Consider the following 12575-nt stretch of genomic DNA (forward strand, 5'->3'; position numbering starts at 1 on the left):
GGCCAGGGGTTGAACGGGATCAGATTGACCTTCGCCGGCAGGCGATAATGCCGGATCAGCCGCACCAGCTCGCGCGCGTCCTCGTCCGAATCGTTCTTGTCCTTGAGCATGACATATTCGAACGTGATCCGCCGCGCGTTGTTCGCCCCCGGATAGGCAGCACAGGCGGCGAGCAGCTCGTCGATGCCATATTTGCGGTTGAGCGGGACGATCTCGTCGCGCACGTCCTTGGTCACGGCATGGAGCGACACCGCGAGGTTGACCCCGATCTCCTCGCCGGCGCGCGCCATCATCGGCACCACGCCGGAGGTGGAAAGCGTGATGCGGCGCTTCGACAAGGCGAGCCCGTCGCCGTCCATCACGAGCCGCAAGGCATCGCGGACATTGTCGAAATTGTAGAGCGGCTCGCCCATCCCCATCATCACGATGTTGGTCAGCATCCGCCCCTCGGGCTGGCTCGGCCATTCGCCGAGCGCGTCGCGCGCGAGCATCACCTGACCGACGATCTCGCCCGCGGTGAGGTTGCGCACGAGCCGCATCGTCCCGGTGTGGCAGAAACGACAGTTGAGCGTGCAGCCGACCTGGCTGGAGACGCACAGGGTGCCCCGATCGGCATCGGGGATGAACACCATCTCATAATCCTGCCCGTCGTCCGAGCGGAGCAGCCATTTGCGCGTGCCGTCGACCGAAACCTGCGCCTCGACCACCTCGGGGCGGCCGATGACGAATCGCTCGGCGAGCCACGGATGCTGCGCCTTGGCGATATCGGTCATCGCGGCGAAATCGGTGGCGCCGCGGTTGTAGATCCAGTGCCAGATCTGCTTGGCGCGCAATTTCGCCTGTTTCGGCTCCAGCCCGGCGTCGGCAAGTGCCTCGCGCAGCGCGTCTTTCGACAGGCCCATGAGGTCGACGCGGCCGTCGCTACGCGGCGTGAGGGCACGCGCCACGGGCACGGGATCGATGTGCCCCGGAATGGGCATGGGTGCTGCCGATGCTGTCTGCATGGCCGCGCACATAATCGACTTTGCGCCATTTTTCCAGCGGGGGACGATTCGTCCTCCTTCTCCCCTCCTCTTACTCCCCTCCCTTGTTCAAGGGAGGGGAGAAGAAGGAGCACACCCCAAAGCCGCCGCGTCGATCGCGGTCGCCGCGCCGGCGAGGGCGTAGGTATCGGCGAACGGCCGCCCCGAGGCGGCGACGCTCGATGCGCTCATGCTGCGCGCCCCGCGCATCGCCGCGACAATCGCGTGATCGGTCGCCGCGTCGGGGGACCAGGCGGCGGAATCGCGCGCCGACAAGGTGAAGCGCCGCTCGCCGATCGCCAGTGTCACGGCGGCGCCGGGGCGGATCGCGGCGCTCATGCGGATGAACACCGCCTCGCGCCGATCCTTGCCGAAGCGGCTCAGCACGCTCGCGAACGGATGCCAGCGCGACGCCGCCCCCGCCCCGATCGGCGCGGCGATCGCGAAGCAGCGCCGCGGCGCGGCATCGCGAAACGCCGCCCAGCTCTGATAGACGCCGAGCGTCGTGCGCCCCTCGACCCCCGCCGCGGCGAGCAGGAGCGCGGCGGCGATCACGCCGGGGCGTAGCCGGCGCCAAGATGCACCAGCGACTCGCGCCCGCCCTCGATCATCGTCACGGTGCCCTGCGGATGCCCGGGCAGCACCGGCGCGCCATAAGCGCCGGGCGCGGCACCGGTCATCACCCCGCGCATCACGCGGCTGGAGATGCCGTGCATGATCACCAGCCGGTCGCCGGGATCGCTGTCGGTATCGGCGAGCCAGCCCGAGACGCGCGCGGCGATCGCGGGATAATCCTCGCCGTCCGGCGCGGGGCGCAACAGCCCCTGCGCGTCGATCACCGGCCCGACCTCCCCGACGACATCGGCATAATAGCGCCCGCCCCAGCTCCCCATCCCGATCTCGCCGAGCCGCGGATCGACCCGCGCGTCATGCCAGTCGAGCTCGAGATGTTCGGCGACGATCGCCAGCGTCTGCAGCGCGCGCCCGGTGCTCGACGCCCATAAGGTCAGTTTCGGCCGTGCGCCGAGCGTGGCGCGCAACGCTCGCCCCATTTCCTCGGCCTGGGCAAAACCGGCGCGGGTCAGCGGGGTGTGCGGCGCATCGCCCTGCAGCCGGCGCGCGGCGTTGAACACGGTTTCGCCGTGGCGGGCGATGAAATCGCGGCCGAGCCGCGGCGCGGGATTGGCTGCCATGACGGCGTCTTTGGACCGTCGCGGGGGCGCCGCGCAACGTCTTTCTCGCCCGCGTCGCGATGGGAATAATCCCGGTCCGATTCAACCCCCTGTGGCGCAAAAACAACGGATTTCCGCGTTTATCTGAGGTTCATGCAAAGCCGTACGGAAACGCCCAAATAGCCGCCGCGCCCCCAATCGTTTCGGGGACGGTTTAGTGAATGGAGTTTTTTATGCGTAAGCTCGTTTTCGCCGCTGCGGCCGCTTCGATCGGTGCCGCGCTCGCCACGCCGGCTCTGGCGCAGGGTGAGCAGGCCCCCTTCTCGGGTCCGCGTGTCGAGGCGCTGGTCGGGTGGGATCATCTGCGCGACGGGTCGGACGGTTCGACCGAGGGCCGCGACGGCTTCACCTATGGCGGCGCGATCGGTTACGACGCGCGGGTCGGCGGCAACGTCGTGCTCGGTATCGACGGTGAAATCACCGGCTCGACCACCAAGGCGCGCACCAGCGACCTGATCCAGACCGGCGACCGGCTGCGCGTCCGCGCGGGTCGTGACATCTATGTCGGCGCGCGCGCCGGCTATGTCATCTCCCCGCAGGCGATGGTCTATGTGAAGGGCGGCTACACCAACGCCCGCATCAACGCGCGTTATTTCGACGGCGTGTCGACCACCGTCGAGGACAATCGCAACATGGACGGCTACCGCGTCGGTGCCGGCCTCGAATACAATCTGACGCCGAGCACCTACATCAAGGGCGAGTATCGCTATTCGCACTACGGCAAGTTCGACAATTACGACGTGGACGTCGATCGCCACCAGATTCTGGCGGGCGTGGGCGTGCGCTTCTGATCCGGCGCCGGCCGATTCCTCATCCGCCACCCAACGGACAGCAACTTTCGGGTGAATTGGGTGGGGAAGCGGCCGGCACCGCGATCGCGGATCGACCGGAGACGGAACGATCCACCGAAAAGAAGGGTCGGGGCGCTTGCTCCGGCCCTTTTTCATTGGCTAGGGTGAATTTAACTGCCCCTGGCCTCTGCCGGCGGGCCGGGGGACGATAGAATGAAGGCGACGATCGAACGCGCAACGCTCCTCAAGGGGCTGAGCCATGTGCAATCCGTGGTGGAGCGCAGGAACACCATTCCGATTCTGTCCAACGTGTTGCTCGAAGCGACGCCCGAAGGCGCGCTGCGGCTGATGGCGACGGACCTCGATCTCCAGATCAACGAAAGCGTGCCCGCGACGGTCGAACAGCCCGGCGCGACCACGGTTTCGGCGCACACGTTGTTCGATATTGCGCGCAAGCTGCCCGAGGGCGCGCAGGTCTCGCTCTCCGCCGCCGACGGGCGGATGGCGATCGTCGCGGGTCGCGCGCGCTTCTCGCTCGGCACCCTGCCGCGCGACGATTTTCCGGTGATCGCCGAGGGCGAGCTGCCGACCCAGTTCGAAATGCCCGCCGAGGCGCTGAAGCAGATCATCGACAAGACGCGATTCGCCATCTCGACCGAGGAAACGCGTTATTATCTCAACGGCATCTTCCTCCACGTTTCGGACAGCGACGGCGCGCAGCCGGTGCTCAAGGCCGCGGCGACCGACGGCCACCGCCTCGCCCGCGTGACGATCCCGCGCCCCGACGGCGCCGACGGGATGCCCGACGTGATCGTGCCGCGCAAATGCGTCGCCGAACTGCGCAAATTGCTCGACGAGGTCGACGGGTCGGTCGGGGTGTCGTTGTCCGCGACCAAGATCCGCTTCGATCTCGGCCAGGCGATCCTCACCTCCAAGCTGATCGACGGGACCTTCCCCGATTATTCGCGCGTCATCCCGACGGGCAACGACAAGATCCTCAAGATCGACCCCAAGAGCTTCATGGAGGGCGTCGACCGCGTGTCGACGATCGCCACCGAAAAGACCCGCGCGGTGAAGGTCGGGCTCGATCGCGACAAGGTGACGCTCTCGGTGACCAGCCCGGAAAACGGCACCGCGGCGGAAGAGGTGTCGGGCGAATATGTCTCCTCGCCGTTCGAGATCGGCTTCAACAGCCGCTATCTGCTCGACATTCTGGGGCAGATCGACGGCGATCTGGTGGAAGTCCACCTCGCCGACGCCGCCGCGCCGACGCTGATCCGCGAGAACGACAAGTCGCCCGCGCTCTACGTGCTGATGCCGATGCGGGTGTGAGGCGAGGGATAGCGCGCAACCTCTCCACCGCTCGCCCTGAGCTTGTCGAAGGGCTGCACTTCTTCCGACGAAGAAAAGTGCAGGGCTTCGACAGGCTCAGCCCGAACGGTGGAGAGGTGATCGCGCTTTAGCATCGCCCCCCATATTCGGGCCGGCGTTTCTCGAAGAACGCCGCGATCGCCTCCTCGAAATCGGGGCCGGACGCGCAGAGGATCTGGTTGCGATCCTCCATCGCCACCGCCGATTCGAGGCTGGGCGCGTCGATCGCCATTCGCAGGCATTCCTTGGTCAGCCGAAGCCCCAAAGGCGCGGTGGTCAGCATCGCCTCGATCAGTGGCGCGGCCGCCGCCTCCATCTGATCGTCGGGCACCGCGCGGCTGACCAGCCCGGTCGCCAGCGCGCGATCGGCGGTGATGAAGTCGCCGGTCAGCATCAGTTCGGCGGCGACGCTCGCGCCGACCAGCCGCGGCAGGAAATAGCTCACCCCGATATCGCACGCCGACAGCCCGATGCGGACGAAGGCGGCGTTCATCCGCGCCGATTCGCCCGCGATGCGGATGTCGCTCGCCAGCGCGATCGCGAACCCGCCGCCGCATGCCGGGCCGTGGACCAGGCTGACGATCGGCTGCGGGCAATAGCGCATCTTCATCACGATCTCGGCGATGCTGCGCTGGTGCGCGAGCCGGTCGATCGTATCGCGCGGGCTGGCTGCCGTCTGCGCCGCGGTGAGATCGAGCCCGGCGCAAAACGCGCGTCCCGCCCCTTTGAGCACGATCACGCGGCAATCGCGATCCTTGGCGATTCGATCGAAATAGCCCGCCAGTTCGGCGATCATCACCTCGTCGAGCGTATTGAGCCGATCGGCCCGGTTCATCGTCACCCGGTCGACCGCGCCGCGTCGTTCGACCAGCAGCGTCTGATAATCCACGCATCCCTCCTGCCGCGGTTATTGACGCGCATTTCTACATAACTAATGTTATCCCACAATAGAAACGGGAGAGCGATGCGTGGAGCTGGGACCGGATATCGCGGCGATCGTCACCGGCGGGGCTTCCGGGCTCGGCCATGCCACCGCGAGCGCGTTGCGCGCGGCGGGGGTGAAGGTCGCGCTGTTCGACAAGAATGAGGAGATCGGCCCGGACGCCGCGGCGGCGATCGGCGCGACCTATTGCGCGGTCGACGTGATGGACCAGGCATCGGTCGACGCGGGGTTCGCCAGCGCGCGCGCGGCGAACGGGCAGGAACGCATCCTGGTCAATTGCGCCGGGGGCAGCTTCGGCCCGCACAAGACGGTCGCGCGGTCGAAGGAAACCGGGGCGATCGAGCCCTATCCGATCGACAAATATATCAAGACGATCGAGCTCAATCTGATCGGCAGTTTCCGCTGCATCGTCGGCGCGGCGGCGGGGATGATGACGCTCGACCCGCTCGCCGGCGGCGAGCGCGGCGCGATCGTCAACACCGCCAGCGTCGCAGGCGAGGAAGGGCAGATGGGGCAGGTCGCCTATGCCTCGGCCAAGGCCGGGGTGATCGGCATGACCTTGCCGATCGCGCGCGACCTGATGAGCGAGGGCATCCGCATCAACACGATCCTGCCGGGCATTTTCGACACGCCCTTGCTCGCGCGCGCCAAGCCGCAGGTGAAGGCGGCGCTGGCGGCGTCGGTGCCCTTCCCCAAGCGGCTCGGCGCCGCACCCGAATATGCCGCGCTGGCGGTGGAGATGATCCGCAACGGCTATTTCAACGGCGAGGACGTGCGGCTCGACGGCGCGATCCGCATGCAGCCGCGGTAAAGCCGCCCCGCGGACGAGCGAAAACAGAAGTCAGGAGAGGTCTCGTGAACTTCGATTATTCCGACGAACAGAAGATGCTCAAGGAGGAGGCGCGCCGCTTCCTCGCCGCGAAATGCGATGCGAGCGTGGTGCGCGGCGTGCTCGACGACGCGGCGCGCGGCTATGATGAAACGCTGTGGCGCGCGGTGGCCGAACAGGGCTGGCTCGGCGCGGCGATCCCGGAAGGCTACGGCGGGCTCGGGCTCGGCCATGTCGAATTATGCGCGCTGGCGGAGGAGCTTGGCCGCGCCTGCGCGCCGATCCCGTTCGCCTCGACGGTCTATTTCGTCGCCGAGGCGCTGATGCTGTTCGGCTCCGAGGCGCAGAAGCAGAAGTGGCTGCCGCGGATCGCCGCGGGCGAGTGCATCGGCGCCTTCGCCACCAGCGAGGGCAAGGGGCCGGTGACCGCGCGCTCGATCCGCACGACCGCGAGCGGCGGCACGCTTTCGGGTGAGAAGATCCCGGTAACCGACGGCGATGTCGCCGATCTGATCGTCGTGCTGGCGAAGGACGGGCTCTATCTGGTCGAGAAGGGCGCCGGGGTCAGCGCCGAGACGCTCAAGACGCTCGATCCGACCCGCTCCGCGGCACGGCTGATATTCGATGCGGCGCCGGCCGAGCGGCTCGGCGACGAGGATGGCATTGCCGCGATGCAGGCGGTGTTCGATCGCGCCGCGGTGCTGCTCGCGTTCGAGCAACTCGGCGGCGCCGATCGCTGCCTCGATATGGCCAAGGCCTATGCGCTCGATCGCTATGCCTTCGGGCGGCAGATCGCGGGCTATCAGGCGATCAAGCACAAGCTCGCCGATATCTATGTGAAGAACGAGATCGCACGGTCGAACGCTTATTACGGCGCCTGGGCGCTCAACACCGCGGCGGCCGAACTGCCGCTTGCCGCCGCCACCGCGCGGGTCGCGGCGAGCGACGCTTTCTGGTTCGCGTCGAAGGAGAATATCCAGACCCACGGCGGAATCGGCTTCACCTGGGAGGCGGACCCGCACCTCTATTATCGGCGCTCGCGCCAGCTGAGCCTCGTCGCGGGCGCCCCCGCGACGTGGCGCGAGCGGCTGGTGAGCCAGCTCGAAACACGCAACGCGGCCTGATGGGAGAGGAACGATGGACTTCAACGACACCCCGGAAGAAGCCGCCTATCGCGCCGCCGCGCGCGCCTGGCTCGAAACCAATGTCGCCGAACACAAGGCGATCGCCCACGCCGACGATATGGCCGCAGCGAAAAGCTGGCAGGCGCGCAAGGCGGCGGCCGGCTATGCCCAGATCACTTGGCCCAAGGAATGGGGCGGCGGCGGGGGCACCCCGATCCAGAGCGTGATCTTCGGGCAGGAGGAAGCCAAATTCCCGGTCCAATACGGTTATTTCACGATCGGGCTCGGGATGTGCGTGCCGACCGTAATGGCCTTTGCCGACGATGCGACCAAGCGCCGCTTCGTCGGCCCCGCGCTGCGCGGCGAGGAAATCTGGTCGCAATTATTCTCCGAGCCCGCCGGCGGATCGGACGTCGCGGCGATCCGTACCCGCGCGGTGCGCGACGGCAGCGACTGGGTGGTCAACGGCCAGAAGGTGTGGACCTCCGGCGCGCATTATTCCGATTTCGGGATCGTTCTCGTCCGCACCAACATCGATCTGCCCAAGCACAAGGGGCTGACGATGTTCTGGCTCGATCTCCGCGCGCCGGGGATCGAGATCAGGCCGATCCACCAGATGTCGGGCGGGTCCAATTTCAACGAAATCTATTTCACCGACGTCCGCATTCCCGATGCGCAGCGGCTCGGCGCGGTCGACGACGGGTGGAAGGTCGCGCTCGTCACGCTGATGAACGAGCGGCTCGCGGTGGGTGGCGGCGGGGGCGCGGGGCCGAAGGATATCCTCGCGCTCGCAAGGGAACTCGATGCGGCGGACGGGCCGCTGATCCGCGACCCGGCATTCCGCCAGCGGCTCGCCGATTGGTATGTCCAGGCCGAGGGGCTGCGCAACACGCGGATGCGCACGATCACCGCGCTTAGCCGCGGGCAGACGCCGGGGCCGGAAAGCTCGATCGGCAAGATCATCGCCGCCAACCAGCTGCAGGATCTGGGCAATGCCGCGGTCGAGGCGGAGGATCAGTACGGGATCATCAACGATCCCGCGCTGTTGCCGCTCAAGGGGCTGTTCCAGTCCGCGGTGATGAACGGGCCGGGGCTGCGCATCGCCGGCGGCACCGATGAGATTTTGAAGAACATCATCGCCGAGCGCGTGCTCGGTCTGCCCGGCGAGATCCGCGTCGACAAGGACGCTGCGTTCAAGGATCTGCCGGTGGGTCGGTGAGCGCCGTCGATCGCCGATCAGGCGACGACGGTGCTCACGGCATTGACGTAGATCAGCAGCGCGGCGGTGGCGAAGGAGGCGAAGCCGAAAGCGAAGGGGCGATACATGATTGCTTTCCTGTTAGAGGTGTCGGGGTCGCAGCGATCAGGCGATCGGCATCACGGGGACGGCGGCGCTGACCATTAGCGCGGCGACGAGCACGGCGCCGACGAAGCTGAAGGCATAAGCGCGGGCGGAGACGAAACGGTCGGTCATGATCCAATTCCCTTTGTGGTGGCCGCCGGTCGATCCGGCGGTCGATGCCAAGGGAATTGCACGAGCCGTGCCAGTTTTTCTGGCCTAAATAAATCAATAGCTTAGCTGACGCCCGCGGGAATAATGGCAATATTCACCGCGCGCCAGTGGCGCATTTCGCCAACTTACGGCGCGATATCCACGCGGTTCCGCCCGGCATGTTTGGCGGCGTAGAGCGCGGCGTCGGCGCGGGCCAGCGCCTCCTCCTGCTGCTCCGCCCCGGTGGCGCAGGTAAGCCCGGCGGAAATGGTGATCGCGCCGATGAAGGCGTCGGTCGCGCGCAACCGCAGCCGCCGCGCGGCGATCGCGGCGCGCGCGCGCTCGACGATCGCGCACGCTTCCTCGAGTGCGATGCCGACGAACAGGATCGCGAATTCCTCGCCCCCGACGCGCGCGACGAGATGCCCCTCGCATTCCGCGACGAGCGTCTGGCTGATCGCCTTGAGCACGCGATCGCCCACCGCATGGCCGAACCGATCGTTGATGCGCTTGAAATAATCGATGTCGCACACCGCCACGACCACCGCGGTGCCGGGGACGAGCGCGGCATAGGCCTCGTCGAACGCGCGGCGGTTGGCAAGCTCGGTCAGCGGATCGTGCCGCGCGCTGTCGCGCGCCTCGTCGAGCGCGCTGCGCAATGCCTCGGTCTCACGCGTCGCCGCCTCGAGCCGCGCCTCGGCCTGACGCACGCGATCGAGCATCGCGCCGGTCAGCCGCGCGATCTCGTCCATCCCCTCGACCGCCCCCTGCCGGCGTATCGCCGCGGCGCTGGCGGCAATGTCGCGCCCGAAACCGCGCGTCTCGACATGGATCGCGCGCACCGTGTCGGCGAAATCGTCGACATGCTCCTTCGCCCGGTCGATCAGCGCGGCGGGATTGGGCTGCTCCTCCTCGGGCGCCGTATTGCGCGCCGGCGCCGGGGCGACGAGTTCCACCGTCGGCCCGGCCACCGCCTCGCCGCCGAGCGATACGATATCCTTGCGCGACAGCCGCACCCCGCCGTCGGTCAGCGTCTCGACCGCGCGCGCCAGCGGCCCTTCGGGGTCGCTCATGACGTGATAGGCGAAGGTATAATGCGCCGGTTCGGGGCTAAGCCGCTGTTCGGCAAGGAATCGGCCGATACGCTCGAACAGCCCGGGCGACGCCTCGCTCTCCAGGATTCGCTGCGTACCAATGACGCCCACCGTTCCATTCCCCCTGCTTCCACGATGCCTGGCGCATGTGGATCGATCAGCTCCTGCGACCGGCGCTTATCGGCAAAGCGCTAAGAAGTGGTGACCACCGATCAGCCCGCCTTTAGCTTGCGCACCGCCTCCAGCGTCGACGAAATATGTTCCTTAGGATTCATATCACTATGGACAAAGACGACCCGCCCCTTGCGGTCGATCACGTAACTTGTCCGGTTTGTTATGTTACGACCGTTCATCATGCGCGGCAAGGCAACGTCATAATCCTTTACCACGCGCGGGCCGGCGCTCCCCACCGCGAACTTCCCGGCGCATTCGCTCGACGAGAATTTCTGCAGATCTTCCACCGAATCCGCCGACATGCCGATGACCGTCGCACCCGCCGCGCGGAACGACTCCAGGCTCTCGGCAAAGGCGCGCGCCTCGGCATTGCAGCCCGGCGTGAACGCCGCCGGGAAGAAATACAGTACCACCGGGCCGTGGCGCAGCTGCTCGGCGAGGCTGATCTTCACCACCTTGCCCGCCATCGCGCCACGCGTCGTGAAATCGGGCGCCTTGGCCCCCGGCGCCAAAGCGGCGCTGACCGGGGCGGCGATCGCCAGCGCGGCGAACAACGGCAACAGGCGCATCTGATATCTCCTGAATTTCTGCCCTATTCTAGCGCGAACGCGCGCGGTGCGATAGGCACGTAGCATGCCGATCCGTCAGACCGATATCGATCTCGCGCTGCGCCTCGCCGATGCGGCGGGCGAGGCGATCCGCCCGTATTTCCGCACCGAGCACGGGGGGGAGATCAAGGAAGATCATTCGCCGGTCACCCTCGCCGATCGCGCGGCGGAGACGGCGATGCGCCGCATCCTCGACGCCGAGCGCTCGGGCGACGGGATCGTCGGCGAGGAATATGGCGTGAAGGACGGCGTCACCGGCCGCCAATGGGTGCTCGATCCGATCGACGGCACCCGCAGCTTCACCGCCGGCCGCGCGATTTTCGGGACGCTGATCGCTTTGGTCGAGGACGGCTGGCCGGTCCTCGGCATCATCGATCAGCCGATCCAGCGCGAACGCTGGCTCGGCGCGGCGGGGCAGCCGACGACACTCAACGGCCGCGCGGTGCGTACCCGCGCCTGCGCCACGCTGGAAGGCGCGCTGCTCGCCACCACCAGCCCGCATGCGTTCAGCGGGGAGGAGGCGGATGCGTTCCTGGCGTTGGTCGCAGCGGTCTCCGGCGGCCATGCCCGGCAGGGGCCGGTCTATGGCGGCGATTGCTATAATTACGGCCTGGTCGCCGCGGGGCATCTCGATCTGGTGTGCGAAGCGGGGCTGGCGCTTTACGACTTCGCCGCGCTCGCACCGATCGTGGAGGGCGCGGGCGGGCGGATGTGCGACTGGCACGGCGATCCGCTGACCGCCGCCAGCGCCGGACAGGTACTCGCGATCGGCGATCCGGCGCGGACCGATGAAGTGCTGGAAGCGCTGCACGGGCACGCCCACGATCATTAGTCGCGGCCGCGACAGTCCGTTTACTAACCTAGATTAAATTTACGTCACGTAACAATCCTGCTGGACTTGGCCCGGTCCGGCCATTTAACTGCGTCGGTGAAAAACGAAGACGCTCGGAGGGCTGCGACACTAGCCGATGTTGCCGAGCGCGCTGGCGTTTCGGCCAAGACGGTGTCGCGCGTCGTCAACGAGCATCCTTCGGTCCGCGATACGACGCGCGAGCGCGTCAAGGCGGTGATCGCGGAGACCGGGTTCCAGCTCAACCTCGCCGCCCGATCGCTCGCTGCCTCGCAATCCTATCTGATCGGCACCTTCGTCGCCGATACGGCGAGCCTTTATTATAGCGAGCTGGCGCGCGGCGCGGCGCGTGCCTGCCGCGCGCTCGGCTATCATCTCGTCACCGAGGAATTTGACCAGCGCAACCCGGTCGCGGCCGATCATTACGAGCGCACCTTGCGCCAGACCCGCTGCGACGGGATGATCCTGCCCCCGCCCCTGTGCGACGATCTGGCGCTCCTCGACGCGCTAGAGCGCGACGGCGTACGCTACGTGCGGATCTCGCCGATGCTCGACCCCGATCGCTCGGTCGCCGTGTTCGCGCACGATGCGGACGGGGTTTCCCAGCTTGCCCGGCATTTGTGGGAAAAAGGGCATCGCCGCTTCGGCGTCATCAACGGCCCGTCCAACTTCGCCTCGAGCGCGACGCGCCGCGACGCGCTGATCGCCGCGGTTTGCGCGCTCGGCGGGAGCGCGAGCGACGTCACCGCCAGCAAGATGCTGTGGGACGGCACCTTCCCCGCCACCGGCTATCGCACCGCGGGGCAGTTGCTGAAGGACGCTCCCGACATTTCGGCGATCTTCACCTTCAACGACGAACTCGCGCTCGGCGTGCTCGGCTATGCGCATGAAAACGGGCTGCGCGTGCCGAAGGACCTCGCGGTCGCCGGGTTCGATGACAGCGATGCGTCGAGCTTCGCCTGGCCTTCGCTGACGACGGTCAGCCAGCCGATCGTCGACATGGCGGTCCGCGCGGTGCAGGCGCTGGTGCGCGATTCGCCGCACG

13 protein-coding genes are annotated in these 12575 nt (G+C 67.3%); 7 read left to right on the top strand and 6 right to left on the bottom strand.

Annotation, left to right across the window (positions count from 1 at the left end; genetic code table 11):
• The 3 genes from rlmN to BGN95_RS00410 all read right to left on the bottom strand — a co-directional run.
• Positions 1-980: dual-specificity RNA methyltransferase RlmN (gene rlmN / locus BGN95_RS00400; protein ID WP_286771301.1), on the bottom strand; the 980-nt coding region annotated here is incomplete at its 3' end.
• Between the two features lie 111 nt (positions 981-1091).
• Positions 1092-1577: a hypothetical protein gene (locus tag BGN95_RS00405; RefSeq protein ID WP_265313930.1), complete on the bottom strand. Its 486-nt coding sequence runs from the start codon at positions 1575-1577 to the stop codon at positions 1092-1094.
• Positions 1574-2215, bottom strand: coding sequence for a histidine phosphatase family protein (locus tag BGN95_RS00410; RefSeq protein WP_179512472.1), 642 nt, complete (start codon positions 2213-2215; stop codon positions 1574-1576). Before BGN95_RS00410 ends, BGN95_RS00405 begins: the two co-directional genes overlap by 4 nt.
• 212 nt (positions 2216-2427) lie before the next feature.
• Here BGN95_RS00410 and BGN95_RS00415 point away from each other — a divergent pair, with 212 nt between their 5' ends.
• On the top strand, positions 2428-3045 hold the full coding sequence (locus tag BGN95_RS00415; RefSeq protein ID WP_179512473.1) for an outer membrane protein: 618 nt from the start codon (positions 2428-2430) through the stop codon (positions 3043-3045).
• Positions 3046-3258: 213 nt separating this feature from the next.
• Entirely contained in the window at positions 3259-4377 is a 1119-nt protein-coding gene (gene dnaN / locus BGN95_RS00420; RefSeq protein WP_179512474.1) for a DNA polymerase III subunit beta, read from the top strand.
• A 127-nt stretch (positions 4378-4504) separates the two neighbouring features.
• On the opposite strand, the gene BGN95_RS00425 is transcribed toward dnaN, so the two are convergent.
• The gene (locus tag BGN95_RS00425; protein WP_286771282.1) at positions 4505-5305 is read right to left on the bottom strand and encodes an enoyl-CoA hydratase/isomerase family protein; all 801 of its coding nucleotides are present in this window, start codon (positions 5303-5305) and stop codon (positions 4505-4507) included.
• Between the two features lie 79 nt (positions 5306-5384).
• On the opposite strand from BGN95_RS00425, the gene BGN95_RS00430 reads away from it, so the two are divergent.
• The 3 genes from BGN95_RS00430 to BGN95_RS00440 are packed head-to-tail and all read left to right on the top strand — an operon-like array spanning position 5385 to position 8531.
• Positions 5385-6170: an SDR family NAD(P)-dependent oxidoreductase gene (locus tag BGN95_RS00430; protein WP_265313933.1), complete on the top strand. Its 786-nt coding sequence runs from the start codon at positions 5385-5387 to the stop codon at positions 6168-6170.
• Positions 6171-6214: 44 nt separating this feature from the next.
• The gene (locus BGN95_RS00435) at positions 6215-7312 is read left to right on the top strand and encodes an acyl-CoA dehydrogenase family protein (protein WP_179512476.1); all 1098 of its coding nucleotides are present in this window, start codon (positions 6215-6217) and stop codon (positions 7310-7312) included.
• A 13-nt stretch (positions 7313-7325) separates the two neighbouring features.
• Positions 7326-8531 carry an acyl-CoA dehydrogenase family protein gene (locus tag BGN95_RS00440; protein WP_265313935.1) on the top strand — a complete coding sequence of 402 codons (1206 nt, stop codon included), beginning with the start codon at positions 7326-7328 and terminating at the stop codon, positions 8529-8531.
• Positions 8532-8950: 419 nt separating this feature from the next.
• Here BGN95_RS00440 and BGN95_RS00445 read toward each other — a convergent pair whose 3' ends face one another.
• Together BGN95_RS00445 and BGN95_RS00450 are read right to left on the bottom strand one after the other, a co-directional pair.
• Positions 8951-10009, bottom strand: a complete 1059-nt coding sequence (locus tag BGN95_RS00445; RefSeq protein ID WP_286771283.1) for a GGDEF domain-containing protein — start codon at positions 10007-10009, stop codon at positions 8951-8953.
• Between the two features lie 101 nt (positions 10010-10110).
• On the bottom strand, positions 10111-10641 hold the full coding sequence (locus tag BGN95_RS00450) for a peroxiredoxin (RefSeq protein ID WP_265270987.1): 531 nt from the start codon (positions 10639-10641) through the stop codon (positions 10111-10113).
• A gap of 64 nt (positions 10642-10705) precedes the next feature.
• Here BGN95_RS00450 and BGN95_RS00455 point away from each other — a divergent pair, with 64 nt between their 5' ends.
• Positions 10706-11512, top strand: a complete 807-nt coding sequence (locus BGN95_RS00455; RefSeq protein WP_286771284.1) for an inositol monophosphatase family protein — start codon at positions 10706-10708, stop codon at positions 11510-11512.
• Positions 11513-11683: 171 nt separating this feature from the next.
• Positions 11684-12575 (top strand): substrate-binding domain-containing protein (locus BGN95_RS00460; RefSeq protein ID WP_286771285.1); only part of this gene is annotated, 892 nt, incomplete at its 3' end.

The sequence above is a fragment of the Sphingomonas sp. 66-10 genome, assembly GCF_001897045.1.
In the GTDB taxonomy this organism is placed as follows: Bacteria; Pseudomonadota; Alphaproteobacteria; order Sphingomonadales; family Sphingomonadaceae; genus Sphingomonas; species Sphingomonas lycopersici.

Bases quoted from the DNA above. Each gene is read 5' to 3' on its own strand.
- BGN95_RS00440 (WP_265313935.1), top strand. From the start codon at position 7,326: ATGGACTTCAACGACACCCCGGAAGAAGCCGCCTATCGCGCCGCCGCG.
- BGN95_RS00455 (WP_286771284.1), top strand. From the start codon at position 10,706: ATGCCGATCCGTCAGACCGATATCGATCTCGCGCTGCGCCTCGCCGAT.
- BGN95_RS00415 (WP_179512473.1), top strand. From the start codon at position 2,428: ATGCGTAAGCTCGTTTTCGCCGCTGCGGCCGCTTCGATCGGTGCCGCG.
- BGN95_RS00450 (WP_265270987.1), bottom strand. From the start codon at position 10,641: ATGCGCCTGTTGCCGTTGTTCGCCGCGCTGGCGATCGCCGCCCCGGTC.
- BGN95_RS00410 (WP_179512472.1), bottom strand. From the start codon at position 2,215: ATGGCAGCCAATCCCGCGCCGCGGCTCGGCCGCGATTTCATCGCCCGC.
- dnaN (WP_179512474.1), top strand. From the start codon at position 3,259: ATGAAGGCGACGATCGAACGCGCAACGCTCCTCAAGGGGCTGAGCCAT.